We start from the raw sequence: 26,012 nt of genomic DNA on the forward strand, positions 1-26,012 counted from the left end.
CATCAGGGCAGTACCCTGGTGCGCGTGAACCTCCAGCTGCACGACACCGCCACCCGCACCACCGCACCCTTCACCCCGGTGCGCGAGGGGGCGGTGTCGCTGTACGTGTGCGGCCCCACCACGCAGGGCGCGCCGCACCTGGGGCACCTGCGCACCTTCCTGGCCTTCGACGTGCTGGTGCGCTGGCTCGAGCGCAGCGGGCTCGCCGTCACCCACGTCCGCAACGTCACCGACATCGACGACAAGATCTTGGCGAAGTCGGCCGAGGCCGGCGCCGAGTGGTGGGCCTGGTCGCTGCGCTTCGAGCGCGAGTTCCAGGACGTGCTGGACCGCCTGGGCAACCGCCGCCCCACCTACGAGCCCCGCGCCACCGGCCACGTGCCCGAGATGATCGAGCTGATGGAACTGCTGATCGAGCGCGGCCACGCCTACGCCGACGGCAACGGCTCGGTGTACTTCGACGTGGCCTCCCATCCCACCTACGGCTCGCTGACCCGGCAGTCCCTCGAGGACATGCAGGACGCCGGTGAGCAGATGGAGCCGGGCAAGCGGGATCGCCGCGACTTCGCCCTGTGGAAGGCAGCCAAGCCGACCGAGCCCGCCACTGCCTCCTGGGACACCCCGTTCGGGCGCGGCAGGCCGGGCTGGCACCTTGAGTGCTCCGCCATGAGCCGCAAGTACCTGGGGGAGACCTTCGACATCCACGCCGGTGGCCTGGACCTGCGCTTCCCGCACCATGAGAACGAGCAGGCCCAGTCCCATGCCGCCGGGTACGGCTTCGCCCGCACCTGGATGCACGCCGGGGTGCTCACCGTTGACGGCCTGAAGATGGGCAAGAGCCTGGACAACTTCGTCACCGCCGCGGATGCCCTGGGCGCCCACCCCACCCCGGCCGTGCGCCTGGCCCTGGTCTCCGGCCACTACCGGGCCACCGTGGAGTACAACGCCACCGCCATGCGCGAGGCCGAGGTGGTCTGGGAGCGCTTCACCGCCACCGCTCGCCGTGCCGCGGAGCGCCTGGGCGCCGAGCACCCCCTGACCCGGGCGGGTGCCGCCGAGGCGGGCCTGGCCGAGGTGGGCTTGCCCGAGGCTTTCACCGCCGCCATGGACGACGACCTCACGGTGCCCGAGGCGCTCGCCGTGATCCACCGCGAGCTCTCCGCCCTGAACACCGCCCTGTCCACCCCCGGCGGCGATGCCGAGCAGGTGGCGCAGGGCCTGGGACGGCTGCGAGCGATGCTGGACGTGCTGGGCCTGGACCCGCTGGGGGAGACCTGGACCGATGCCGGCACCGTCGGGAACAGCGATCACGAGGCGCTGGACGCGCTGGTGCGTACCCAGCTCGCGGCCCGAGCCACCGCCCGCGCCGCCAAGGACTGGGCACGAGCCGACGAGATCCGTGACGCCCTGACGGCGGCGGGGATCCGCGTCGAGGACGGCCCTGACGGCGCCCGCTGGTCGCTCGATAAGCAGAACTGATCGGCCCGCGCGATCGAGGAGGAACGATGGCAGGCAACAGCTCACGCCGCGGCGCCGTGCGCCGCACCAAGAAGGGTGCGACCGTCGGCTCCGGCGGGGTGCGACGGCGCGCACTTGAGGGTAAGGGCCCCACCCCGAAGGCCACCGACCGGCCCGGCCACAAGGCCTTCGCCGGCAAGGCCGGATCGGAGGGCGGCGGGGCGAAGGGAGCGGGCGCCCGCGGGACCGGTGCCGGCCGCGCGAAGGGGCGTCGCGACGGTTCCCGGCCCGGCAGCGACCAGGTGGCCGGCCGCAACTCCGTGCTGGAGGCCCTGCAGGAGGACGTCCCGGCCACCCAGCTCACCGTGATGCAGCGCCTGGACATGGACGAGAGGGTGCGGGAGATCCTGCGCCTGGCCGGGGCGCGCAGTCTGCCCATCGCCGAGGCCTCCCGCACGGATCTGGACCGATTCACCGACCACGCCGTGCACCAGGGCGTCGCCCTGACCATCCCCGCCTACGAGTACGCGGATGTGGACGAGCTGCTGGACATCGCCCGCGATGCCTTCGAGCCTCCGCTGCTGGTGGCGCTGGACGGCATCACCGACCCCCGCAACCTGGGCGCTATCCTGCGCTCGGCCGGCGCTTTCGGTGCCCACGGCGTGATCCTGCCGGAGCGCCGCAGTGCCGGCATGACCGCGAGCGTGTACAAGGTGGCCGCCGGTGCCGCCTCGCGTGTGCGCGTGGCCCAGGTGACCAACCTCAACCGGGCACTGGCCTCCCTCAAGCAGCAGGGAGTGTTCGTGCTGGGCCTGGACGCCGGCGGTGACGTCACCACGCGCGACCTCGAGCTGGGCACGGAGCCGGCCGTGCTGGTGGTGGGCGCCGAGGGCAAGGGCCTGTCCCGCCTCGCGAGGGAGACCAGCGATCAGGTGGTGTCGATCCCCATGGGGGAGGCCACCGAGTCGCTCAACGCGTCCGTCGCCACCGCCATCGCCCTGTACGAGATCGCGGGGGTGCGGCAGGCGAAGGGCCGGGCCTGAGCACGGGCCTGCCGCCCACCGTGCGCACCGGGATCGTCACCCACGGCAGCGCCAGCTGGATCACGGGGCCCAGCCCCAGGGCGTAGACGGCCGTGCCCACCCCGATGGGCCCGCCCAGCAGCCAGCCGGTGCTCAGCACCGCCACCTCCAGGGCGATCCTGATCGGGCCCACGGGCCGGTCCAGGACCCGGCTGAGCCCGGTCATCAGCCCGTCCCGGGCACCGGGTCCCAGCTGCGCGCCGATGTACATGGCGGCCGTGATCCCGTTGATCACCACGCCCGCCAGCAGCATCACCACAGCCATGGGCAGGTTCGGGGCCTGCGGGAACAGGGCCATGCCGAAGTCGATGCTCACGCCCGCCCAGATCGCGTTGGCGATGGTGCCGATGCCCACCTGCTGTCGCAGCGGGATGAACGCCAGCAGTACCACGAAGCTCACCGCGATGCTGAGGGTGCCCACGCTGGCCCCGATGCGGTCGGCCAGCGCCGCGTGCAGCACGTCCCAGGGGGCGCCGCCGAGGCCCGAGCGCAGCAGCAGCGCCAGCGACAGCCCGAAGCCGGTCAGTCCCGCCCCCATGTGCACCAGCCGCCACGGAAGGCGGTCCACGTGCAGCTGGTCGCGCAGCGAGAGGTTCTCCAGCGGCGCGGCGCCACGAGCCGTCGTCGCCCTGCGCCACCCCCGGGCGCCCCGACCCCCCGCAGGGGACCGCGTGCTCACTGCCCCTCGGGCTGGGTGAAGATCGGCAGGGCGGAGGTCTCGGTGGTCACCAGCGACTTCTCATCGGGCCGGTTCGTCAGCACGTTGTTGATGTAGTCCCAGGTGGCGTGGTCGAAGCTGACATCGCTGCCGGAGCGCTCGGAGAGGAACCACTTGTGCTCGAGCACCTCGTGGAAGAACTCCGGCAGCTCCAGCTTGGAGCGCAGGTGGCGGGGGATCGCCCGCACCACGGGCTCGTACACCCGCTGCAGCCACTCGTGGGCCACGAACTCCTCTTCCTCCTCCTGCTGCTCGGTGGCGGCCCGGTAGGAGTCCAGGTCGTTCAGCAGGCGGCGGGCCTGGTTCTCCTGTGCGTCGATCCCCGTCAGGCGCATCAGGCGCCGAGCGTGGTGCCCGGCGTCCACCACCTTGGGGCGGATCGACAGGCTGGTGCCGTCCAGGTCCGTGGTGATCTCCAGCTCGCCCACGTCGAAGCCCAGGGAGTTCAGCTTCTCGATGCGGGCGGCCACCCTCCAGCGCTCGTCGGCCGAGAAGCGCTCCCGGGAGGTGAGGGCATCCCACAGGTCGTTGTAGCGGCGCACCAGGTCATCGCCCACCTCGACCACGTCGGCCTCCGGGTCGAACTGCTCCCCGGCCTGGAGGTCCAGCAGTTCGCCGATGATGTTGGTGCGGGCCAGGTCCAGGTCGTAGGCGCGCTGGCCGTCGGTGAGCTGCTCGTGCAGACTGCCCGTCTCCACGTCCACGATGTACGCGGCGAACGCGCCCGCATCGCGCCGGAACAGGGTGTTGGACAGCGACACGTCCCCCCAGTAGAAGCCCTCCAGGTGCAGTCGCACCAGCAGCACTGCCAGTGCATCCAGCAGGCGGTGCGCGGTGCCGGCCTGGGAGACCTGGCTGAACACGGCGCGGTAGGGCAGCGAGAACTGCAGGTGCCGGGTGACCAGCACGGCGTCCAGCGGCTCGCCCTCGGGTGTGCAGCGCCCCGAGATCACCGCGAAGGGCGCCACGGCCGGGATGCCGAGCCTCCCCAGCACCCGCAGCATCTCGTACTCGCGGCGGGCCAGGGCGTGGTCGATCTCCTTGAGCGCCAGCACGCGGCCGGAGATCCGCACGAAGCGCACCACGTGGCGGGAGATGCCGCGGGGCAGGGCGGCCAGGATGTCCTCCGGCCACTCCTCCAGCGGGCGGTCCCAGGGCAGGTCCAGCAGGGCCGGATCCGCACGGGACGCAGTGATCTCCAGGGGCGTCATGCCCCCATTCTGCCCTCTTCCGCGGCGCGGTCCCGCATATGACGACGGGCGCCCGGCCGAAGCCGGACGCCCGTCGAGCGATCAGGTGAGGTCAGTCACCCAGGCGCTGGCCGTTGGCCACGTCGAACAGGTGCAGGTGGCCCTGCTTCGGGCGCAGGTGCACCGTCTCGCCCTTCTGCGGAGGACGGCGACCGTCCACACGCGCGATGAACGGCTTGGCGGTGTCGGCGCTGCCGGCGAGACGGCCGTAGATGTAGGCGTCCGCGCCGAGCTCCTCGACCACGTCGACCTCGACCGGCAGGCCCTCGCCCTCACCGGCGAGCTCCAGGTCCTCGGGGCGCACGCCCACGGTGACGGAGTTCTGGTCGGTGCCGGACAGGGTGGCGCGGTCCACGGGCAGCACGGTGCCACCGAACTGGACGCCCTGGTCGGTGAGGGTCTGCTCGATCAGGTTCATCGCCGGGGAACCGATGAAGCCGGCCACGAACACGTTGTTCGGGTGGTCGTACATGCGGCGGGGCGAATCGATCTGCTGGAGCACACCGGCGTTGAGCACCGCCACGCGGTCGCCCATCGTCATGGCCTCGGTCTGGTCGTGCGTCACGTACACGGTGGTGACACCGAGGCGGCGCTGCAGCGAGGCGATCTGGGTACGGGTGGACACGCGCAGCTTGGCGTCGAGGTTCGACAGCGGCTCGTCCATGAGGAACACCTGCGGGGAGCGCACGATCGCACGGCCCATGGCCACACGCTGGCGCTGACCGCCGGAGAGGGCCTTGGGCTTGCGGTCCAGGTACTCGGTGAGGTCCAGGATCGCCGCGGCGTCCTCCACGCGCTTGCGGATCTCCGCCTTGTTGACGCCGGCGATCTTCAGGGCGAAGCCCATGTTGTCGGCCACGGTCATGTGCGGGTACAGCGCGTAGTTCTGGAACACCATCGCGATGTCGCGGTCCTTCGGCGGGACGTCGGTGACGTCACGATCGCCGATCAGGATGCGGCCCGCGTCTATCTCCTCGAGGCCGGCGAGCATGCGCAGAGAGGTGGACTTGCCGCAGCCCGAGGGGCCGACGAACACGAGGAACTCACCGTCGCCGATCTCAATGTTGAGGCTGTCCACTGCCGGGCGCTCCTGGCCCGGGTAGATGCGCGAGGCATTGTCGAATGTCACTGTTGCCATGGTGTTTCCCTTCACCGGCAGGTACGTGCCGGACGGTCCGTTGTGAAGTGCTGCTCACCGGTCTGCGCTCTCGCGAGGAGGTGCGCCCTTGCACCGGTCGGCACAGTCTACAGCAGGCGGGGGGCTCGTCCCGTGCCGAAGGGCTGGTGGGACTGCCGTGCCGGGGATCGAGCCGGGGATACTGGCCCGGTGGACATCGCACAGCTCACCCGGAAGATCCTCGACCGCCGTGCCGCCCCGCAGGGGCCCGTGCCGATCGTGCAGGCCGGTCACCCCGCCCTGCGCAGACGACCCCTGGCAGCCCGCGGCCGCCTCGATGCCGCGCTGCTGCGCGAACTGGTCGAGGCCATGACCGTCACCATGCGCGAGGCCCCCGGGGTGGGGCTCGCGGCGCCCCAGATCGGCCTGCCGCTGCGCCTGTACGTGATCGAGGACCGCTTCGCCCCTGCGGAGCAGTCGGACCAGCAGCAGGGGGTGCCCGAGCAGGGGGCCGACCTGCAGGATCCGCTGGAGCGCACCCCGGTGGCCCTGCGCGCGTTCCTGGACCCCGAGGTGGAGCTGCTCGGCGAGCAGGCCGTCTACGCCTGGGAGGGGTGCCTGTCGGTCGACGGTTGGCAGTCGATCGTGGCGCGGTCGCGCCGGGTGCGTCTGCGCGCCGTCGAGCTGCTGGCCGACGACGAGCTGCGCGAGATCGACGAGGAGTTCGTGGGCTGGCCCGCCCGCATCGTGCAGCACGAGACCGACCACCTGGCCGGGATCCTCTGCCACGACCGCGGCGTCCCGCGCTCCTTCGTGCAGGCCGGGTACACCGCTCTGTACGAGGACATGCCCGAGGCGGTGCGTCGGCTGGGCCTCGAGGGGGAGATCACCCGATTGGGGACCGGTCAGGTGCTCGTGGAGCGCACGCCAGGGGAAAAGCGATAGCTTGACCCCTGTCCACGACCCACTCGTAAGGAGCCCCCGGTGAGCCCCAGCACCCCTGACCCGGAGCAGCAGGACAGCCACGCCGACGGCGAGTTCGTCGAGCAGATCGACGAGCGCTGGATGTCGCTGATCGACACCGCCCTGAAGGTGCAGACCCCCCTGGCCCGCAGCTACGTGTCCCGCCTGCGCGCCAAGCACCCCGGCGCCACGCGGGAGGAGCTGCTCGAGCACGTCTCCGATCGCTTCACGAACCTGCTCACCGTGACCGGCGCAGGCGTGGGCGGCGTCGCCGCCCTGCCCGGCATCGGCACCGCCGTCGCGGTGGGCGTGAGCGTCGGTGAAGGAGTCTCCTTCGCCGAGGCCTGCGCCTTCCTGACCCTCTCGGCCGCCGAGATCTACGGCGTCGACATGCGCGACAAGCGGACCAGGCAGCTGGTGATGACCGCGGTCCTGGGCGGTGAGCACGGGACGGAGATCGTCGCCAAGGCCCTGGGCAAGCAGGGCCTGCAGTGGAACGCCGTCCTGGGCGGCAGCGGCCGCGTGCCTGCCCTGGTGAACAAGCAGATCACCCGGTACGTGCGCCGCCGGGTGATGGCCCGCAGCGGTGGTCTCTGGCTGGGACGCCTGCTGCCCTTCGGGGTGGGTGCCGTCATCGGCGGCGTCGGCTCCCGCACCGTGGCACGCTCCGTGGTCGAGGCGGTCGAGGAGATCTTCCACCACGCCCCCACCATTGAGGGCGAGCTGGCCGGGGATCGCCGCTCCCTGGAGAGCTGACACGCCGAGCCCCCGCGGCAGGACGCGCAGGAGCCCCCGCGCCGATCGGCTCGGGGGCTCCGCTGCGCGTGAGGGGGCGCCGTGCGCCGCCGATGTACCCGTGCGGCGGATGCCGCTCAGACCTCCTGGGTGAACTCGTTGGCGTGCTCGGTGCCGGCGGCGCGCTGGTACGAGCGGCGGATCTCCGCCTCGGCGTCGGAGCGGCCCTCCCAGTGGGCGCCCTCCACGCTCTTGCCGGGCTCGAGGTCCTTGTACACCTCGAAGAAGTGCTGGATCTCCAGGCGGTGGAACTCCGAGACGTCGGTCAGCTCCTGACGGCGCACCTGGCGGCGGTCGCCCACCGGCACCGCGATGATCTTGTCGTCACCGCCGGCCTCGTCGCGCATGCGGAACATGCCCAGGGCGCGGCAGCGGATCAGGCAGCCGGGAAAGGTGGGCTCCTCCAGCAGCACCAGGCAGTCCAGCGGGTCGCCGTCCTCACCGAGGGTGCCCTCGATGAAGCCGTAGTCGTCCGGGTACCGGGTCGCGGTGAACAGCATCCGGTCCAGGCGGATGCGGCCGTTGTGATGATCGACCTCGTACTTGTTGCGGTTCCCTCGAGGGATCTCGATGGTCACGTCGAATTCCATGACGCCTGCTCCGTTGCGGTCCAGCCCTGAGGGCACTGCTGCTGACCGGGACACTCTATCGTGAGGGGATGCCCACCGAGCGACTGTGGCGAGCCGCCGCCATCACCCTGTGCGCTGCCGTGCCCGTCAGCTTCTACGTGATCGGTGACGTGACCGATGCCTTCCCCGGGGTGCTCACCGTGGCCGACGAGGAGGAGGGCCCCGCCTCCGGCCCTCGCGCGCAGGGGGAGGACTACGACCGCGTCACCGCCGCCGCCCCCATCCCGCCCGTGGCACCGGAGGTCCCCGATGCCCAGGCCCAGGACCTGCAGGCCCGCATGGACGCGCACGCCGCACTGCCCGTCGTGGACGGCAACCTCTCCTACGCCGTGGTGGACGCCGGGACGGGAGAGCAGCTGGCGGGCCGGGACGCCCACACCGTCCATGTCCCCGCCTCCACCCTCAAGCTGCTCACCGCCGCCGCCGTGCTGCGGCAGTACACCGGGACCGAGGTGCTCACCACCCGCGCCGCTGTGCAGGACGGCACCGTCACCCTGCAGGGCGGCGGGGACATGACCCTGAGCGAGGACGAGCTGCGCGAACTCGCCGACGGCGCCGCCGAGCTGGCCCGTGAGCAGGGCACCACCTCCGTCACCGTGGCCCTGGACACCGGGTTCCTCACCGGAGGCGCCAACTCGGCCTGGGGGGACAACGGCACCGCCGGCGGGTGGGTGACCCCCACCGCCTCGATCGCGGTGGACCGCGGCTGGCTCGACGGCACCCAGTACGGCCCCAAGTCCACCGATCCCGCAGGTGATGCGGCGCGCCTGTTCGCGAGCATGCTCACCGAGGCGGGGCTCGAGGTGCAGGGCGAGGTGAGTGCGGGCACCGCACCCGAAGGGGCTCCGTCCGTACAGGTGGAGTCCGAGCCGATCGTGGACATCGTGCGGCACACCCTGCTGATCTCCGACAACACCACAGCCGAGCTCCTGGCGCACCTGGTGGCGCTCCAGCGGGGCGAGGAGACCACGCCCCAGGGTGCGGCAGCCGCCGTCGAGGCCGAGATCCGCGAGCTGGGCGTCGAGCTGGGCCTGCCCCAGCAGGACCTGGACGCCCTGCAGATCCTCGACGGCTCCGGCCTGTCCCGCGACAACCGCGTGCCCCCGGCGCTGCTGGCGGCCGTGATGGGCCAGGTGGCCTCCGGGGAGGTCGCCGGTCTCGAGCAGATCCTGTTCGACGTCCCCGTCGCCGGTCTCTCCGGGACCCTGGCCGACCGCTTCGACGCGGCCGGCACCCAGGACGCCCGCGGCATCGTGCGCGGCAAGACGGGCTATCTCGGCGGGGCTGCGACCCTGGCCGGGGTGGCCGTGCTGCCGGGTGGCCGCACGGTGGGCTATTCGATCGTGGTGCACGGGTTCGAAGGGTCCAGCGCCCTGGAGGCCAGGGCTGCCGTCGATGCCGTGGCCGCCGAACTGGTGCAGGAGGACTGATGGCCGGCCCTGCGCCCGTGATCGCCCGTGCCCGCACGGCCGTGCGCGTGAGCCTCACCTCCCGTCTCGAGGAGCTCGCCGACGACACCGCCGCCGGCCGCCACGCGCCCCGCCTGCTGGTGGGCGTCAGCGGGGGAGCGGACTCCCTGGCGCTGCTGGCCACCACTGCCTGGGTGGCCTCCCGCATGGGCCTGGAGGCGGAGGCCGGGATCGTCGACCACGGCCTGCAGGAGACCTCCGCACGGGTCGCCGAGCGCGCCGGCGCCCAGGTCGAGCGACTGGGGGCCACCGCCCATGTGCTGCGCATCGAGGTTCCGGACCACGCCCCCGGTGGCCTGGAGAACGCCGCTCGGGACGCTCGTCACCACGCTCTCGAACGGCTCGCGGAGGAACGGGGCTCCCTGGCCCTGCTGCTGGGGCACACTTTGGACGACCAGGCCGAGCAGGTGCTGATGGCCCTGGCTCGCGGCGCCGGCCCCAGGGCGCTGGCAGGCATTCCCCGTCGGCGCGGCCTGCTGCTGAGGCCGTTCCTGGGCAGCGGTCGCGACGAGACCACCGCACTGCGCCGGGCGGACACCGAACAGATCTGCCGCCTGCTCGACGTGGACTTCTGGCAGGACCCCATGAACAGCGACCCCATGTACCTGCGCTCCCGGGTCCGGCATCGCCTGATGCCGCTGCTGCGGGAGGTGCTGGGCGAGCAGATCGACGAGAACCTGGCGCGCTCGGCCGACCTGGTGCGGCCGGACTCGGAGCATCTCGATGCCGAGGCCGCGGTGCTGCTGGAGGGCCTGCGTCGCGATGCGGCACCCACCCGTGAGGAGGACGACCTGCTGCTGCTGGACGTGCACGCCCTGGCGGCGACGCCCGAGCCGCTGCGCACCCGCGTGCTGCGTGATGCCTCACGCCTGGCCGAGCAGATCGCGGCCACGCCGTCGGGCAAGTCCCTGCTGCGACGGCAGGTGCTCGCGATCGACGCCCTGACCGTCAGATGGCACGGTCAGGCTTCCGTACCGCTACCGGGTAGGATCGAGGTCGCTCGCCGCGACGGCCTGCTGGTGTGGCGCCGCAACGATCCGTGAGCCGCGGCGCACGCACCCCACCCGAATCCACGGAGGAGACCCGCGTGCCTCTCATGCACCCCCATCCCGACGTCGATCACGTGCTGCTGACCGAGCAGCAGATCCACGACCGGCTCGACGAGCTCGGTGCCCAGATCGCCGCGGACTACGCCGAGGAGCCCCCGATCCTGGTGGGCGTGCTCAAGGGTGCGGTGATGGTGATGGCCGACCTCGCCCGCCGCATCGACCTCAAGGTCGAGATGGACTGGATGGCCGTGTCCTCCTACGGCTCCGGCACCAAGTCCTCCGGGGTGGTGCGGATCCTCAAGGACCTCGGCACCGACATCTCCGGACGCGACGTGCTGATCGTCGAGGACATCATCGACTCCGGCCTCACCCTGAAGTGGCTGCTGTCCAACCTCCGCTCGCGCGGCCCGCGCAGCGTCGAGGTGTGCACCCTGCTGCGCAAGCCCGATGCCGCCCGCGTGGAGATCGACGTGCGCTACGTCGGCTTCGACATCCCGCCGGAGTTCGTGATCGGCTACGGCCTGGACTACGCCGAGGCCTACCGCAACCTTCCGTACGTGGGCGTGCTCAAGCGCTCGGTCTACGAGGGCTGAGATGGCAGAGAACACCGGCAAGAGCGCCAAGCCTGCCAAGAAGAGGCGGCCGGGCGCGGGCATCGCGCTGTGGATCATCCTGGCGCTGCTGCTGGGCATGACCCTGTTCTCCCTGCTGGGCCGCGACGGCTTCCAGCAGATCGACACCGAGCAGGGCCTCGAGCTGCTCGAGGGCGGCACCGTCGAGCAGGCCAAGATCATCGGCGGCAACCAGCAGCGCGTGGACCTCGTGCTCACCGAGGACTTCGTCGACGGCGAGGACAACAAGGGCAAGCAGGTCCGCTTCAGCTACGTCACCGCACGTGGCGAGGCGATCGTGCAGGCCGTCGAGGATGCCGAGCCTGCCAAGGGCTACACCGACGAGATCGCCTCCAGCTCCTGGTGGACCACCCTGCTGATCTCCTTCCTGCCACTGCTGATCTTCTTCGGCCTGTTCTGGTTCCTGATCATGAACGCGCAGGGCGGCGGCCGTGCCATGCAGTTCGGCAAGTCCAAGGCCAAGCTGTTCAACAAGGAGGCCCCCAAGGTCACCTTCGCGGACGTGGCCGGGGCCGAGGAGGCCGTCGAGGAGCTCGACGAGATCAAGCAGTTCCTGGTGGACCCGGGCCGGTACCAGGCCGTCGGCGCCAAGATCCCCAAGGGCGTGCTGCTGTACGGCCCGCCCGGCACCGGCAAGACCCTGCTGGCCCGCGCCGTGGCCGGTGAGGCCAACGTGCCGTTCTACTCCATCTCCGGCTCCGACTTCGTGGAGATGTTCGTGGGTGTGGGCGCCAGCCGCGTGCGCGACCTGTTCAACACCGCCAAGGAGAACGCGCCGGCGATCATCTTCATCGACGAGATCGACGCCGTGGGCCGCCATCGCGGCGCCGGCATGGGCGGTGGCCACGACGAGCGCGAGCAGACCCTGAACCAGATGCTGGTGGAGATGGACGGGTTCGACGAGAACCAGAACGTGATCCTCATCGCCGCCACCAACCGCGTGGACATCCTGGACCCGGCCCTGCTGCGTCCGGGCCGCTTCGACCGCCAGATCGCCGTGGAGGCCCCGGACCTCAAGGGCCGCCTGCACATCCTCGGCGTGCACGCCAAGGGCAAGCCCCTCGCGCACGACGTGGACCTCGAGGCCGTGGCCCGCCGCACCATCGGCATGTCCGGTGCGGATCTGGCCAACGTGCTGAACGAGGCCGCGCTGCTCACGGCCCGCTCCGGCAACCAGATCATCGACAACCGCGCCCTGGACGAGGCCATCGACCGCGTCTCCATGGGGCCCCAGCGGTACTCCAAGGTGATGAGCGAGCGGGAGCGGCAGATGACCGCGTACCACGAGGGCGGGCACGCCCTGGTGGCCGCGGCCCTGAACAACTCCGCCCCCGTCACCAAGGTGACGATCCTGCCGCGCGGCCGTGCCGGCGGCTACACGATGGTGGTGCCCACCCAGGACCGCAACTACCAGTCCCGCAACGAGCTGCTGGACCGCCTGGCCTACGCCATGGGTGGCTACGCCGTGGAGGAGAGCATCTTCCACGACGTCACCACCGGCCCCTCCAGCGACCTGCAGAACGCGACCAAGATCGCCCGCACCATGGTGATGCAGCTGGGCATGAGCGAGGCCGTCGGCCAGGTCGCCCTCTCCGGCGATCAGGACGAGGTCTTCGTCGGCATGCAGCAGGGTCAGGCGCCCCGCTTCAGCGGCGAGACCGCGACCCTGGTCGACCAGGAGGTGCGCAAGCTCCTGGACAACGCCCTGGACGAGGCCCACGCGGTGATCGTGGAGAACCGCCACGTGCTGGACCGCCTGGTGGAGGAGCTGCTGGAGAAGGAGACCCTGGGCGAGCGCGAGCTCGCCGAGGTGTTTGCCGACGTGAGGAAGCGGCCCCTGCGCGAGGTGTGGCAGTCCAGCGAGGACCGTCCCACACTGGAGGCCCCCAAGGCCGGCGCCACCACCACGGCCACCGGGGCGGAGTCCTCTGATGCGGGTGAGCCGCTGACCCCCGGTCCGCCCGAGCTGCCGCACCCCGGTGGTGACGGTCCGGACATCCCCGGTGCCCCCGGTGTGCAGGGGCCGTTAGACGGACCGACGGGCGCCTGAGATGGCCATCGACCAGCAGCGCATCGCCGCGGCCGTGCGGGAGATCCTCGCCGGGCTGGGGGAGGACCCGGATCGGGACGGTCTGCGCGAGACGCCCGCGCGAGTGGCCCGAATGTACGCCGAGGTGTTCCAGGGCCTGGAGGAGGATGCCGAGCAGCCGCTGTCGACCACCTTCGACATCGACCACCAGGAACTGGTGCTGGTGCGGGACATCCGCTTCCACTCGATGTGCGAGCACCATCTGCTGCCCTTCTTCGGCGTCGCCCACGTGGGCTACATCCCCGGCAACGGCACGGTGACCGGTCTGAGCAAGCTGGCCCGCCTGGTCCACGTGTACGCGCGGCGCCCCCAGGTGCAGGAGCGCATCACCACCCAGATCGCCGATGCGCTGATGAAGCAGCTGAGCGCGGCCGGGGCGATCGTGGTGATCGAGGCCGAGCACATGTGCATGTCCATGCGGGGGGTGCGGGCCGATGGCGCCCGCACCGTCACCAGTGCCGTGCGCGGGATGCTGCGCGACAGCGCCACCACCCGCGCCGAGGCCATGACCCTGATCAGCCGGGGCTGAGCCGATGACCGGGGCTGAGCCGATCACAGCAGGTGCGCCGACGCAGCGGCGTCGGCCCGCCGGTCTGCCCTCGCAGCTGGACGGGCAGGGCACCCTGGTGATGGGCATCCTCAACGTCACACCGGACTCCTTTTCCGACGGCGGCGAGCACAGCGGCACCGCCGAGGCCGTCGCGCACGGACGCCTGCTGGCCGCCCAGGGTGCGGCGATCATCGACGTGGGCGGTGAGTCCACCCGGCCCGGTGCCCCCCGTGTCGAGGAGGACGAAGAGCTGCGGCGCGTGGTGCCCGTGGTGCGCGCCCTCGCCGAGGACGGTCATGTGGTCAGCGTGGACACCATGCGGGCCTCCGTCGCCGCCGCCTGCGTCGAGGCGGGTGCACTGATCATCAACGACGTCTCCGCGGGACTCGCCGATGCCGAGATGGGCCGGGAGGCCGCCCGGCTGCGCACACGCCTGGGCACCCCGCCGGTGTTCGTGGCCATGCACTGGCGCGGGCACAGTGACGTGATGACAGGCATGGCCAACTACGCGGACGTGGCGCGCGACAGCGCCGCCGAGCTCGCCGAGCGTCTGCACGCACTGCGGGAGGCCGGGGTGGAGGACCGCTTCCTGGTGGTCGACCCCGGGCTGGGCTTCTCCAAGACGGGCGAGCAGAACTGGGAGGTGCTGGCCCACTGGGAGGCGATCGCCGAGCACGGGCTGCCGATCCTCGTCGGAGCCTCCCGCAAGCGCTTCCTGGGGACGCTGGACGTGGACCGGGATGCCGCTACCGCTGCCGTCAGTGCTTACAGCGCCGAGCACGGAGCCTGGGCGGTGCGCGTCCACGAGGTCCCCGGTTCCCTCGCCGCCGTGCGGGTGGGGGACCGGCTGCGCCGTGCCAGGGCCGCGAGGAGCCGACGGTGACCGGACAGGACGCACCCGGCGCAGAGCCCGCACGACCGGGCGATGAGCAGGCTCGCCTCCGCGGCGCGGGCGAGCTCGACGTGATCGAGCTGACCGGTCTGCGCGGCTGGGGCCACCACGGGGTGCTGGAGCAGGAGAAGCAGATCGGCCAGGAGTTCGTGGTGGATGTGGCCCTGGGCCTGTCCACCGGCCCCGCCGGCCGCACCGACGCCCTGTCCCGCACCGTGAACTACGCCGAGATCGCCCAGCTCGTGCAGAGGGAGATCACCACCGGCGCTCGCGACCTGATCGAGACCCTCGCCGAGCGCATCGCCTCCGGCGCGCTCCAGGCGCATCCGTTGCTACGGCGCGTGCAGGTCACCGTGCACAAGCCCTCCGCCCCCGTGGGGATCCCCTTCGAGGACGTCCGGGTGAGGATCACGCGCCACGCGTCTCCCGTCGAGGCCGTGCTGGCCCTCGGCACCAACCTGGGGGACCGCCCGCAGCACCTCCAACGCGCCCTCACCGTGCTCGAGTCCACCGACGGCCTGGAGATCGCGTGGACCGGACCGGTGCTCGAGACCGATCCCGTGGGCGGTCCCGAGCAGGGCGCCTACCTCAACTCCGCGATCGGCGTGCACACCGTTCTGGGGCCCTTCGAGCTGCTGGCCGCCGCGCAGTCCGCCGAGCGCCACGCCCGGCGCGAGCGGCGCGAGCACTGGGGCCCGCGCACGCTGGACGTCGACGTGATCACCTACGGTCCGATGCGGCTGGAGGACCCGGAGCTCACCCTCCCGCATCCCCGCGCCCATGAGCGCGCCTTCGTGCTCGCTCCCTGGCACGCGGCCCGCCCCAAGGCCGAGCTGCCCGGGCATGGCCCCGTCGGCGACCTGCTCGCGGCGGCGGCCGACCGCGACGGACTGCGCCCCGGGCCCGCCGTGGAAGGATTCGACCGGCCGTGAGACCGCTCAACATCCCGGTGCTGGTCGTCATCGCCGTGCTGGCCGCCGTGTTCGGCGCACAGATGATGAACACCCTGGCGGCGCGCGGGCACTCGGTGCCGGTGACGGGTTGGCTCACCGCAGGGGTGCTCGCCATCCTGAGCGCCGTGCTGCTCGCGTACGGACTGCCGCTGCGGCGCTACATGCAGGAGAGCGAGGAGCGCTCCCTGCACCCCTCGCTCGCGCCGCGCAGGCACCAGATCGACCTTCCCACCGCCTTCCGCACCGTGCTGCTGGCGCGGGCCTGCGCCTACACCGGGGCCCTGGTGGGCGGGATCTTCACCGGTCAGGCCCTGTTCCTCCTGGTCAGCGGTACCGGTGACCCGTGGGACGCTGTCCTTCCCACGGCGGCCGCGGCGGTGGCCGGTCTCGCACTGGGCGTGCTCGGCGTGCTGGTGGAGCGGTGGGGCAAGCTTCCCCCGGAGGACGGTGACGGCGGTGTCGAGGGCGCCGAGGCGAGCGGCTGACGGCGGCGCACCGGACGAGCGGTCGATCCGCTCCCGGTGAGAGATCGACCAAACGCGGGTGAGGTGGCCGACCTGCGGCGGAGGTCCACGAGCGCTCCGAGTGCGACCATGGATGCCATGAACCAACCTCCTCGAGAGTTCGTCGAACCGCCGGAGTCGCAGCTGCAGGTCCCGGTCGAGACGCAGCGCGGCCCCGCCCCGATGCCGCGGGTTTCCGAACGCCGTCTTGAGGCCGCGCAGAAGCCGGGGCCTCGTTCTGAGTCATCGGATCGCGAGCCGTCGGATCGCGAGCCGTCGGATCCTCCGGTCCCGATCGTCACCGACGACGGCCCCCGCATCGGCGCAAGCGGGCTGAAGCCCGTCTCCCCGAAGCTGATCCCCGCTCGCTACATCGCAGGCATCCCCGGGTACGTGACCGGGGTGCTGATGATCGCCGCCTGCCTGGTGCTGTGGTGGTGGCAGGGCTGGTGGTGGCTGGGCCTGGTCGCCGTGATCCCCGCCATCACCGTGGTGCAGGGGCTGCTGTTCACCCCGCGCCGGGTCCGCGCCATCGGCTACCTCGACGGTGAGGACGAGCTGATCGTCGCCTCCGGACTCATGTTCCGCAATGTCGTCACCGTGCCGTACGGCCGCATCCAATCGGTGAAGATCGACGAGGGACCCGTGGACCGCTCCTACGGCCTGGCCAAGATCAGCTTCACCACCGCCGCAGACGCGGGCGAGACCCTGCCGGGCCTTCCCAAGGAGGAGGCCGAGCGGCTGCGCGAGCTGCTCACCCGCCGCGGCATCGACACCATGGCGGCGCTGTGACCGCCCCCGGCACCGAGCCGACCGCCGGCCCGAGCGACGAGAGCCCCACCGGCCCGGACGAGAACCCGGCGACCGGCTCCGAGGCAGCCACCATCGCGCACCGCCGCACCCACCCCATCACCCCGCTGGTGACGGGCTGGAAGATCGTGGTGGGCATCGTCGCTGTCCTCACCGCCCAGAACATTGCGCGCCTGGCCGGCGACTTCACCTGGGGTCGCGCCCTGGCGGCACTCGGCATCCTGGTCGTCGCCGTAGTGATCGCGGTGGTGGCGTCGGCCCTGTCCTGGTGGTTCACCACCTATGCGGTGGACGAGTCCGGGGTGGCGCTGCACAAGGGGCTGCTGAGCAAGTCCCGCGAGTTCGCTCCCCGCGAGAAGATCGAATCGGTCACCGTGGAACGCCCGTTCCTCGCTCGCCTGCTGGGCCTGTCCAAGGTGAGGGTGGAGGTCGCCGGGGGAGGGGAGTCCTACCTCGACATCGAGTACGTGCGTGCCGCGGACGCCGAGGAGCTGCGCACCCGTATCCTCGCGGTCGCCGCCGGGGTGGACCCCCGGCAGGTGGACGCCGCGAGCACTCCGACGGCCCCCGGGGATCTGACGGACGCGGACCAGGAGCCGTCGGCCGACGGCGCCCCGCCGGCCAGCGCCCCGCCGGCCAGCGCCCCTGACCCGCTGCGGAAGCTGCTGAAGGGCGAGGTGGAGGACGGTGAGCTGATCGCCGAGATCCCCACCCAGCGCCTGGTCCATTCGCTCGTTCGCGACGCCGACTTCCTGCTCAGCATCGTGTTCGGAATCATCGGCGGGATCGTCGCCATCGGGCTGGGCATCTGGCAGGACGGCTTCGCCTTCGCCTCCCTGATCGCGCTGCTGCCGGCGCTGATCGCCCTGCCCAAGTACGTGTTCGGTCGGATCGAGGGTGGCTGGGGCTTTGTCTCCCGCATCACCGACCGGGGCCTGCGGATGCGTCGCGGTCTGCTGAACACCCGCACCGACAACATCGCCACCGGCCGCATCCAGCGCTTCGCCCTGAAACGGCCCCTGCTGTGGCGCTCACCCGGCTGGACCTCCGTCAGCGTCACCGTGGCCGGTATCGGCGACGACAGCAACGAGGCCTCCAACGTTCTGCCTGTCGGCACTCGCGAGGAGCTGTGGCTGACCCTCGGGCACCTCGCACCCACCCTGGGCACCGCCGACGACATGGCCACCCTCGAGCACCTGCTCACCGCCCCCGCCCGCGACATCGACGGGCTGCGCGCGCCGCATCGCCTGCAGTGGTATTCCCGCCGCACCCAGGTCGTGGTACTGCTGCCGGGGGTCCTGATCCAGCGCCACGGCCTGCTGGCCCGCAAGCTCGTGATCATCCCCCGCGACCGCATCCAGCAGGTCGCGATCGAGGACGACCCCTTCGCGCGTCGACTCCGGTCCCTCGATCTCAAGGTGGGGGTGGCCGGTCACACGGAGACCATCGGTGACCTGCCCCGTGAAGCGGCCCGACACCTGCACGCCGTGCTGGCCCACGATGCCGCCACCTCCCGTCGCTACAGCGACCGCTCCACCTGGCGCGAACCCGCTCTGGCGCTGTCGGCGTCGTCAGGCGCCGGGCAGGAGACCGGGAGATGAGCGCCCCGCGCCTGGGGATCGGGGTGATCGGCGCCGGCAGGGTGGGTGCTGTGCTCGGCGCTGCCCTGCGCGCCGAGGGGCACGGCATCACCGGTGCCTACGCCGTCTCCGACGCGTCCCGTGCCCGTGCCCAGGAGCTCCTTCCTCGGGTGCCCCTGCTGGATGTGCCCGCCATCGTGGAGCGCAGCGAGATGCTGCTGCTGGCCGTCCCCGACGACCAGCTGGGGCCGCTGGTCAGCGGGATCGCCACCACGGGACTGGCCCCGGGAGGGCAGCTGGTGGTGCACACCTCCGGCAGCCACGGCATCGGGGTGCTGGCACCCCTGGCCAGGGCCGGCTGCGCCACCCTCGCGATCCATCCCGCCATGACCTTCACCGGAACCCGCGACGACCTGGCCCGCCTGGTGGGCTGCCCGATGGCGATCACCGCGGAGCAGGCATTCCTGCCCGTCGCCGCCGCGCTGGTGGTCGAGCTGGGCGGGGAGGCCACCGTGCTTCCCGAGGGCGATCGGCCGCTCTACCACGCAGCCCTCGCCCACGGCGCCAACCACCTGGTGGTGCTGGTGGACCAGGCTCTCGATGCGCTCTCGCGCCTGGGGATCGACAACCCCGGAGCCTATCTGCGCCCCCTGCTGGAGGCCGCCCTGGACGAGTCCCTGCGCCGCGGCTCCGCGGCCCTGACCGGACCCGTCGTCCGCGGCGACGCCGGAACGGTGGCCGCCCACCTGGAGGCGCTCGGGGATCTCGATGCCACCGCGGTGCGCGGTGCGCGCGGTGACACCGCGGCGACGTATCGTGCTCTGGCACGGGCGACACTGGCCCGCGCGGGACTGGCCCCCGAGGTGGCACACGCGATCCAGCAGCTGCTGGATGCAGCCGCGCCCGATGCCGGCGAGGGCCCGGACCAGGACGCAGCGACGGAGGATCGATGACCGAGACCGGGAGCAACCGCACCACCACCGTGGTGCGCACCAAGCAGCATCTGCGTGAGCGCCGCGCCGCCATGGACGGCACGGTCGCGGTGGTGATGACCATGGGGTCGCTGCACGAGGGGCACCTGATGCTCATCGAGCGTGCCCGCGAGCTCGCCGACCACGTGATCCTCACCGACTTCGTCAATCCCCTGCAGTTCGGGCCCGGCGAGGACTTCGACGCCTACCCCCGGGACCTCGAGGGTGACCTGGCGATGGTGGACGGCATGGTGGACCTGGTGTTCGCGCCCGCCACCGAGGAGATGTACCCGACGCTGCCGCCGATGGTCAGCGTCACCGCGGGCGAGATCGCCACCCTCTACGAGGGCGCCTCCCGGCCCGGCCACTTCAACGGCGTGGCGACTGTGGTCACCAAGCTGCTGAACCTCACCACTCCCGACATCGCCGTGTTCGGCCGCAAGGACGCCCAGCAGCTCGCCATCGTCCAGTCCCTGGTGAACGATCTCGACCTGCCGGTGCGCATCGAACCGGTGGACATCCAGCGTGAGCCCGAGGGCCTGGCCCGCTCGAGCCGCAACCTGTTCCTGAGCGAGGAGGGCCGGGGCCACGCCCTGGGGCTGTCCGCCACCATCGCCGCCGCACGGGAGGCGGCCCCCTCCCTCAGCGGTGTGCTACGCGTGCTCGAGCAGGCGACGTCGGGGACGGCTCCGTACTCACCGCGCACCGCCGGGCTGCGCTTCGACTACGCCCTGGCCCTGGACCCGGCCACACTGCGACTGGTCGCCCCCGACCACCGCGGCCCCACCCTGGTGATGCTCGCCGGCTGGGTGGACGGCACCCGCCTGCTGGACGCGGCTGTGGTGCAGACGACAGAGCCCTGAGGCCGAAGCGCACCAGTCGGCGAGGTTCTGAGACAATCGCCGCCATGAGTGCAGATCCCCAGACCCCCGACTCCGTCGACACCCCCGAGCCGGTCGACACGTCCGACCAGGTCGCGGTGCGCAGGGCCAAGCGGGAGCGGCTGCTCGAGCGCGGGGAGGAGGCCTACCCCGTCTCCGTGCCGGTCACCACCACGATCGCGTCCGTGCGCGAGCGGTACGGGCACCTCGAAGCCGGTCAGGAGACTGAGGACGAGGTCGGTGTGGCCGGCCGCGTCGTGTTCCAGCGCAACACGGGCAAGCTGGCGTTCGTCACCGTGCAGGACGGTGAGGGGCGGCGCCTGCAGATCATGCTGTCCCAGGCGAAGGTGGGGGCCGAGCGGCTGGCCGATCTGAAGGCCGATGTGGATCTGGGCGATCACGTGTTCTTCCACGGCACGGTGGGATCCTCCCGGCGCGGTGAGCTGAGCGTGTTCGCCGATTCCTGGCAGATGGCCGCCAAGGCAGTGCGCCCCCTTCCCGTTCTGCACGCGGAGCTCTCTGAGGAATCGCGGGTGCGCCGTCGTTACGTCGACCTGATCGTGCGGCAGGATGCGCGGGACACGGCTCGACTGCGTTCCCGGGTCATGCATTCCCTGCGCGAGTCCTTCCACCGCCGCGATTTCGTCGAGGTGGAGACGCCGATGCTCCAGGTGATTCCCTCCGGTGCGGCGGCGCGCCCCTTCGTGACGCATATGAATGCGTTCGATCTGGATCTGTACCTGCGGATCGCTCCCGAGCTGTTCCTCAAGCGCGCAGCCGTGGGCGGTATGGAGCGGGTGTTCGAGATCAATCGCAATTTCCGCAACGAGGGTGCAGATTCCACGCACTCGCCGGAGTTCTCCATGCTCGAGGCGTACCAGGCCTACGGGGACTACGACACGATCGGCGACCTCACCCGGGAGCTGGTGCAGGAGGCCGCCGAGGCGGCCACCGGCTCCCAGGTGGTCACCCTTGCCGACGGATCCGAGTACGACCTCTCGGGGGACTGGCAGAAGATCACCGTGTACGGCTCGCTCTCGGAGTCGCTGGGGCAGGAGATCACGCCGGAGACCACCCCGGAGCAGCTGCGCCAGGTGGGGCGCTCCCTGGGCCTGGACCTCGACCACCCCAAGTACGGCCACGGCAAGCTGGTCGAGGAGCTGTTCGAGCACCGGGTGGGCGATCACCTGCACGCGCCCACCTTCGTGCGGGACTTCCCGGTGGAGACCAGCCCGCTGGTGCGCGCCCATCGCTCCACGCCCGGCGTGGTGGAGAAGTGGGACCTGTACGTGCGCGGCTTCGAGCTGGGCACCGGGTACTCCGAGCTCGTCGATCCGGTGATCCAGCGCGAGCGCTTCGCCCAGCAGGCCGCGCTCGCCGCCCAGGGCGACGACGAGGCGATGCGTCTGGACGAGGACTTCCTGGAGGCCATGGAGTACGCCCTGCCGCCCACGGGCGGCATGGGAATGGGCGTGGACCGCCTGCTCATGGCGCTCACCGGGCTGGGCATTCGCGAGACCGTCCTGTTCCCGCTCGTGAAGCCGGAGGCGTGAGGTGGGTGAAGGATTCTGGTTCGAGGCCGGCGCGCTGGTGCCGTCGATCGGCGTGGGACTGCTGTTCTGGTTCGTGATGCGCTCCATCCTGAGGGCCGATCGCTCCGAGCGGGAGGCCGATAAACAGGCCGAGAAGGAATACCTGGCGCAGCGGCGCGCCCGTGAAAAAGGGGATGATGATCCCACCATTACATCCACAGATTGATCTCAGCGCCGAAGGAATACATAATGAGCGAGCTGGCCGAACCGGCGCAGGGACGTACCGCCCCTGTTTCTGAGCGACGAGGGAGAACCGGAATGGCGCGTAAGACCTACGTGGAACTGATCGACGACATCGACGGCGAGAAGGCAGCGGAGACGGTGAGCTTCGCCCTGGACGGCGTGGCCTACGAGATCGATCTGTCCGAGGACAATGCCGCCAAGCTGCGCGGCGAGCTGGGCACCTGGGTCGAGAAGGCCCGCCGGGTGGGCGGCCGTCGCTCCCGCGGCGCCGGCAGTGCCGGATCCGGCAGCTCGAACGACACCCCCCGCATCCGCGAGTGGGCCCGCTCCAACGGCTACGAGGTCTCCGACCGCGGCCGTATCTCCAGCGAGATCCGCTCCGCCTACTACGCGGCGCAGGGGAACTGACCGTCCCCGATGCCAACAGAAGGCCCGTCACCATCCGTGGTGACGGGCCTTCGTCGTCGCGCGTGCCGAGCTGGTGCGCGCCACAGGCTCCGTGCCGGTGCGCTCACCAGCCCCGGATCGACCAGGAGGCGGCGTGCTCGGCGCCGGGGGAGAGGCGCACCACGTCGGTCCCGGAGCGGAAGGCGTCCGGAGGGCAGGTCATCGGCTCGACCGCCAGCCCCACCCGGTTGTTCTCCGGCTCCGGACGGTCCGCCGTGTGCAGCTGCAGCCAGGTGCACTCGGCCCCGGCCGTGAGCTGCACGCCGGTCCCGCCCGGTGCGGTCACCCGCACCACGAACATGCCGTGCTCGTCGCGCTCCAGGTCGGTGAAGGCATGGTCGATGGCCTGGTCACCGATCACGCGCGGTTGGGTGAAGTCGAACTCGCCGTCTCGCTCCACCGGTGCGGTGCCGGTGGGCAGCAGGCGATCCTCGGTGACGGTGAGCACGGTGCCCAGTCCCGCCTGCAGGGACCACTCCTCCAGCGGCTCCGGGCCGGCCACCAGGTAGGGGTGGGGGCACACCCCGTAGGGGGCGTCCTCGGCCCCGAGGTTCCGGGCGGTGACGGTGCAGCTGAGCCCCGTCTCGGCATCCAGGGTGTAGCGCACGGTCATCAGGAGCTGGAAGGGGTACCCGGTGGTGGGCATCAGCTGGGTGCGCAGCACCACCTCGTCCTCGCAGACCGCTGCCGGAGTGTACGCCTGGAAGCACAGCAGGCCGTGCAGCGCATTGCCGCGCTCGACCTCGTTGATGGGCACTTGCAGCTTTTGGCCGTCCCAGGTGTACGCCCCATCGCCGATGCGATTGGGCCAGGGGGCCACCACGGCGCCGCGGTAGTGCAGCATCGGGCCCTGCTCCGGGCTGCGCACCAGCAGGTCGCGGCCATCGACGGTGAGGGACTCCAGGGTGGCGCCGACGGTGGAGACGACGGCGGTGTAGGGGCCCGCGCTGAGGGTCAGCTCCTCGCCGCGGGCGCGGGCGGCGGTCACGGGGGTCGCCGCAGCGGCCGGGGGCGTGGCGGCGGGTGTGGACGGGGAGGTCTCGCTCATCCCTGCTTCTCCTTCGTGCTCGGTTCGTCACCGGCGGGCTGCTCGGGCTCGATCAGCACCACCTCGAGGCGCCGCGGGCCGTGCACGCCCTCGACGCGGTCCAGCTCGATGTCGCTGGTGGCGCTGGGCCCGGAGATCATGGTCCAGGGCGCGCCAGGATCCTCGCCCATGCGCTCGATGCCCTTGGGCACCCCCAGCACCACCTGCTCGGCCCGCACCACCACCACGTGGCGATCGGGGACCAGGGTGATCGCGCGACGACCGCACAGCTCGTCCCCGCGCAGCACCAGGGTGCCGGTCAGTGCGATGGCCGTGTGGCAACCGGTGAGCACCGCGTCGACCTCGTCGAGCTGGTGCGCGCTGAGAGTCCCGTCGTCGGTCAGCAGCTGCGCATCCAGGCCCTGGGTCCATTCCCCGGGGATCCCGCGGGGGACCACGACGCTGCCGGCGCCGTCTAGGGCCTGCGCGATCGCCGCCGCGGCAGCGGGCTCGGTGGTGCGGTGCACCACCGTGGTGTAGTCCTCGAGTCGCTGCACCAGCACGTCGCGCACCTTGCCGGGGTCGGTGCCGGTCTCCTGCTTGTCGTCCGCCCGCTGGTAGGCGCGCGGCACGTCGGCGTATGTGGTGACGTCATCGCGGCGGGGTGCGGCCAGCGCGGTGCGCACGCGCGCCAGGATCTCCTCCTTGGCGCTCATCCCCGGGGTGCGCGCGGGGCGGCGGTCGTCCCAGGTGCTCATGCTTCCCCTCCGTTCTGCGCGGTGCGGTCGGTGCCGCTTCCGGAGCGCGGGGCCTTCGGCTGCTCCGGCTCATCGCGGGCACCGGGCTGCTGATCCGTCGCTGCGCTGTGCTTCTCCCTGGCGGCCCACCACGAGCGGAAGGACTGCCCGGGATGCGGGAGGTCCCGGTGGTCCGTCCACCCGGGCACCAGGGGGAGCACCCCGGGCAGGCGACCGATGTTCTCCCCGGGGAGCACCCGGGAGAGGGGACCGGCCGAGCGCACCGCGGCGTCGTAGGCCCGCGGGGAGGACATCAGGCGGCCGGCACCCTTCATGGCCACGTCCCAGGTGCCGCGGAACTGCCCGCGGGCCTCCCGGCGCTGATCGACTTCCTTGGCCCGCAGGTGCACCAGGATCGAGGGGATGTCGATCTTCACGGGGCACACGTCGTAGCAGGCCCCGCACAGGCTGGAGGCGTACGGCAGGGTCGCGTTGGGATCCTCCGGGTCGCTCACGCCGGTCATCTGCGGGGACAGGATCGCCCCGATCGGGCCCGGGTAGGTGGAACCGTAGGCATGGCCGCCCGTGCGCTGGTACACGGGGCACACGTTCAGGCAGGCGGAGCAGCGGATGCAGTGCAGGGCCGAGCGGCCTTCGGGGTCCTCCAGCACCGCACTGCGGCCGTTGTCCAGCAGCACCAGGTGGAACTCCTGCGGGCCGTCCCCCTCGGCCACCCCGGTGAACAGGGTGGTGTACGGGTTCATGCGCTCACCGGTGGAGGAGCGCGGCAGCAGCTGCAGGAACACCTCGAGGTCCTGGAAGCTGGGCACGATCTTCTCGATCCCCACCACCGAGATCAGGGTGCGGGGCAGGGTCAGGCACATGCGGCCGTTGCCCTCGGACTCCACCACCACCAGGGTGCCGGTGTCGGCCACGGCGAAGTTCGCACCGGAGATCGCCACGGACTGCTCCATGTCCAGGAACCGCTCGCGCAGGAACCGACGGGCGGCACCGGCCAGGGCAGCCGGGTCGTCGGTGATCTCGGGGTCGATGTCCGGCATGGCCTGCAGGAAGATCTCGCGGATCTGGGCGCGGTTGCGGTGGATCGCGGGGACCAGGATGTGGCTGGGGGCGTCCCCGGCCAGCTGCACGATCAGCTCGGCCAGGTCCGACTCGATCACGCGCACGCCTGCGTGGGCCAGCGTCTCGTTCAGGCCGATCTCCTGGGTGGCCATGGACTTCACCTTCAGCACGTCCTGGGCGCCGCGCTCGAGGGTGAGCCGGGTGACGATCTCCCCGGCCTCCTCGGCGTCACGGGCCCAGTGCACGGTGCCGCCGGCGGCGGTCACGGAAGCCTCCAGCTGCTCCAGCAGCTCGGGCAGGTGATCGGTGACGTGCCACTTCAGGGCGCTGCCGGCATCACGCAGCTTCTGCCAGTCCCGCATCTCCCGCACCACCGAGGCGCGCTTGGCCTGGATGGTGGCGGTGGCGTAGGTGAGGTTGCCCCGCAGCACCTCGTCCCCCAGGGCGTCCCGTGCGGCGGCGGGGAAGCCCCGGGTGCCGCGCAGGTGCGAGGAGGGGGAGGCGTGCTGGGGTCGCACGGCCGGCATCCCGAGGTCGACGGTGTCCATGCGG

The 26,012-nt window shown here is 71.5% G+C and carries 26 protein-coding genes; 19 read left to right on the forward strand and 7 right to left on the reverse strand.

The annotated features are described in order from the left end of the window. Positions 1 to 24 precede the first annotated feature (24 nt). On the forward strand, positions 25 to 1,479 hold the full coding sequence (gene cysS / locus M4D54_RS01670; protein WP_193865751.1) for a cysteine--tRNA ligase: 1,455 nt from the start codon (positions 25 to 27) through the stop codon (positions 1,477 to 1,479). Positions 1,480 to 1,505: 26 nt separating this feature from the next. Beyond that, positions 1,506 to 2,501: a 23S rRNA (guanosine(2251)-2'-O)-methyltransferase RlmB gene (gene rlmB, locus M4D54_RS01675; protein WP_193865750.1), complete on the forward strand. Its 996-nt coding sequence runs from the start codon at positions 1,506 to 1,508 to the stop codon at positions 2,499 to 2,501. Here rlmB and M4D54_RS01680 read toward each other — a convergent pair. The 3 genes from M4D54_RS01680 to M4D54_RS01690 all read right to left on the reverse strand — a co-directional run bounded on the left by M4D54_RS01680 (position 2,428) and on the right by M4D54_RS01690 (position 5,646). Then, positions 2,428 to 3,219: a YitT family protein gene (locus tag M4D54_RS01680; RefSeq protein WP_259889868.1), complete on the reverse strand. Its 792-nt coding sequence runs from the start codon at positions 3,217 to 3,219 to the stop codon at positions 2,428 to 2,430. The genes rlmB and M4D54_RS01680 overlap by 74 nt on opposite strands. Then, complete coding sequence (locus M4D54_RS01685) at positions 3,216 to 4,469, reverse strand: DUF4032 domain-containing protein (RefSeq protein ID WP_193866066.1); 1,254 nt, start codon at positions 4,467 to 4,469, stop codon at positions 3,216 to 3,218. The genes M4D54_RS01680 and M4D54_RS01685 overlap by 4 nt, the downstream gene beginning before the upstream one ends. Positions 4,470 to 4,560: 91 nt before the next feature. Continuing rightward, complete coding sequence (locus tag M4D54_RS01690) at positions 4,561 to 5,646, reverse strand: ABC transporter ATP-binding protein (protein WP_193866065.1); 1,086 nt, start codon at positions 5,644 to 5,646, stop codon at positions 4,561 to 4,563. A gap of 189 nt (positions 5,647 to 5,835) precedes the next feature. On the opposite strand from M4D54_RS01690, the gene M4D54_RS01695 reads away from it, so the two are divergent. Beyond that, the gene (locus tag M4D54_RS01695) at positions 5,836 to 6,570 is read left to right on the forward strand and encodes a peptide deformylase (protein ID WP_193866064.1); all 735 of its coding nucleotides are present in this window, start codon (positions 5,836 to 5,838) and stop codon (positions 6,568 to 6,570) included. Between the two features lie 39 nt (positions 6,571 to 6,609). Beyond that, positions 6,610 to 7,344 carry a hypothetical protein gene (locus tag M4D54_RS01700; RefSeq protein ID WP_193866063.1) on the forward strand — a complete coding sequence of 245 codons (735 nt, stop codon included), beginning with the start codon at positions 6,610 to 6,612 and terminating at the stop codon, positions 7,342 to 7,344. 116 nt (positions 7,345 to 7,460) lie between these two features. Here M4D54_RS01700 and M4D54_RS01705 read toward each other — a convergent pair whose 3' ends face one another. Beyond that, entirely contained in the window at positions 7,461 to 7,973 is a 513-nt protein-coding gene (locus M4D54_RS01705; protein WP_193866062.1) for an inorganic diphosphatase, read from the reverse strand. A gap of 68 nt (positions 7,974 to 8,041) precedes the next feature. Here M4D54_RS01705 and M4D54_RS01710 point away from each other — a divergent pair, with 68 nt between their 5' ends. The 15 genes from M4D54_RS01710 to M4D54_RS01780 all read left to right on the forward strand — a co-directional run bounded on the left by M4D54_RS01710 (position 8,042) and on the right by M4D54_RS01780 (position 22,574). Further along, complete coding sequence (locus tag M4D54_RS01710; protein WP_193866061.1) at positions 8,042 to 9,442, forward strand: D-alanyl-D-alanine carboxypeptidase/D-alanyl-D-alanine-endopeptidase; 1,401 nt, start codon at positions 8,042 to 8,044, stop codon at positions 9,440 to 9,442. Then, complete coding sequence (gene tilS, locus M4D54_RS01715; protein ID WP_193866060.1) at positions 9,442 to 10,524, forward strand: tRNA lysidine(34) synthetase TilS; 1,083 nt, start codon at positions 9,442 to 9,444, stop codon at positions 10,522 to 10,524. Before M4D54_RS01710 ends, tilS begins: the two co-directional genes overlap by 1 nt. A 53-nt stretch (positions 10,525 to 10,577) precedes the next feature. Next, positions 10,578 to 11,123: a hypoxanthine phosphoribosyltransferase gene (gene hpt, locus M4D54_RS01720; RefSeq protein ID WP_193866075.1), complete on the forward strand. Its 546-nt coding sequence runs from the start codon at positions 10,578 to 10,580 to the stop codon at positions 11,121 to 11,123. Position 11,124: 1 nt separating this feature from the next. Beyond that, positions 11,125 to 13,212, forward strand: a complete 2,088-nt coding sequence (gene ftsH, locus M4D54_RS01725; protein ID WP_259889872.1) for an ATP-dependent zinc metalloprotease FtsH — start codon at positions 11,125 to 11,127, stop codon at positions 13,210 to 13,212. A 1-nt stretch (position 13,213) separates the two neighbouring features. Further along, entirely contained in the window at positions 13,214 to 13,780 is a 567-nt protein-coding gene (gene folE, locus M4D54_RS01730) for a GTP cyclohydrolase I FolE (RefSeq protein WP_193866058.1), read from the forward strand. Positions 13,781 to 13,784: 4 nt separating this feature from the next. Beyond that, positions 13,785 to 14,684: a dihydropteroate synthase gene (gene folP, locus M4D54_RS01735; RefSeq protein ID WP_259889875.1), complete on the forward strand. Its 900-nt coding sequence runs from the start codon at positions 13,785 to 13,787 to the stop codon at positions 14,682 to 14,684. Continuing rightward, positions 14,681 to 15,625 (forward strand): 2-amino-4-hydroxy-6-hydroxymethyldihydropteridine diphosphokinase, encoded by a 945-nt coding sequence (gene folK, locus M4D54_RS01740; RefSeq protein ID WP_193866057.1) that lies wholly within the window; start codon positions 14,681 to 14,683, stop codon positions 15,623 to 15,625. Before folP ends, folK begins: the two co-directional genes overlap by 4 nt. Further along, positions 15,622 to 16,131 (forward strand): DUF3180 domain-containing protein, encoded by a 510-nt coding sequence (locus tag M4D54_RS01745; RefSeq protein WP_193866056.1) that lies wholly within the window; start codon positions 15,622 to 15,624, stop codon positions 16,129 to 16,131. The genes folK and M4D54_RS01745 overlap by 4 nt, the downstream gene beginning before the upstream one ends. A gap of 117 nt (positions 16,132 to 16,248) precedes the next feature. Next, positions 16,249 to 16,941, forward strand: a complete 693-nt coding sequence (locus M4D54_RS01750) for a PH domain-containing protein (protein ID WP_228019436.1) — start codon at positions 16,249 to 16,251, stop codon at positions 16,939 to 16,941. Next, complete coding sequence (locus M4D54_RS01755) at positions 16,938 to 18,560, forward strand: PH domain-containing protein (protein ID WP_259889878.1); 1,623 nt, start codon at positions 16,938 to 16,940, stop codon at positions 18,558 to 18,560. The genes M4D54_RS01750 and M4D54_RS01755 overlap by 4 nt, the downstream gene beginning before the upstream one ends. Beyond that, on the forward strand, positions 18,557 to 19,492 hold the full coding sequence (locus M4D54_RS01760; protein ID WP_193866053.1) for a Rossmann-like and DUF2520 domain-containing protein: 936 nt from the start codon (positions 18,557 to 18,559) through the stop codon (positions 19,490 to 19,492). The genes M4D54_RS01755 and M4D54_RS01760 overlap by 4 nt, the downstream gene beginning before the upstream one ends. Then, positions 19,489 to 20,373 (forward strand): pantoate--beta-alanine ligase, encoded by an 885-nt coding sequence (panC, locus tag M4D54_RS01765; protein WP_193866052.1) that lies wholly within the window; start codon positions 19,489 to 19,491, stop codon positions 20,371 to 20,373. Before M4D54_RS01760 ends, panC begins: the two co-directional genes overlap by 4 nt. Before the next feature lie 44 nt (positions 20,374 to 20,417). Beyond that, complete coding sequence (gene lysS, locus M4D54_RS01770; protein ID WP_193866051.1) at positions 20,418 to 21,944, forward strand: lysine--tRNA ligase; 1,527 nt, start codon at positions 20,418 to 20,420, stop codon at positions 21,942 to 21,944. 1 nt (position 21,945) lies between these two features. Continuing rightward, complete coding sequence (locus tag M4D54_RS01775) at positions 21,946 to 22,149, forward strand: hypothetical protein (RefSeq protein ID WP_193866050.1); 204 nt, start codon at positions 21,946 to 21,948, stop codon at positions 22,147 to 22,149. A gap of 92 nt (positions 22,150 to 22,241) precedes the next feature. After that, entirely contained in the window at positions 22,242 to 22,574 is a 333-nt protein-coding gene (locus M4D54_RS01780; RefSeq protein ID WP_193866049.1) for an Lsr2 family protein, read from the forward strand. A gap of 103 nt (positions 22,575 to 22,677) precedes the next feature. Here M4D54_RS01780 and M4D54_RS01785 read toward each other — a convergent pair whose 3' ends face one another. Genes M4D54_RS01785 through M4D54_RS01795 form a run of 3 tightly spaced genes read right to left on the reverse strand, consistent with a single transcriptional unit; the run spans position 22,678 to position 26,008 of the window. After that, positions 22,678 to 23,661: an aldose 1-epimerase family protein gene (locus M4D54_RS01785; RefSeq protein WP_193866048.1), complete on the reverse strand. Its 984-nt coding sequence runs from the start codon at positions 23,659 to 23,661 to the stop codon at positions 22,678 to 22,680. Next, the gene (locus M4D54_RS01790; RefSeq protein ID WP_193866047.1) at positions 23,658 to 24,398 is read right to left on the reverse strand and encodes an LUD domain-containing protein; all 741 of its coding nucleotides are present in this window, start codon (positions 24,396 to 24,398) and stop codon (positions 23,658 to 23,660) included. The genes M4D54_RS01785 and M4D54_RS01790 overlap by 4 nt, the downstream gene beginning before the upstream one ends. Next, positions 24,395 to 26,008, reverse strand: coding sequence for a lactate utilization protein B (locus M4D54_RS01795; protein WP_228019433.1), 1,614 nt, complete (start codon positions 26,006 to 26,008; stop codon positions 24,395 to 24,397). Before M4D54_RS01795 ends, M4D54_RS01790 begins: the two co-directional genes overlap by 4 nt. Positions 26,009 to 26,012: the final 4 nt, after the last annotated feature.

The sequence above is a fragment of the Brachybacterium sp. p3-SID1565 genome (assembly GCF_025143785.1).
GTDB lineage: Bacteria > Actinomycetota > Actinomycetes > Actinomycetales > Dermabacteraceae > Brachybacterium > Brachybacterium epidermidis.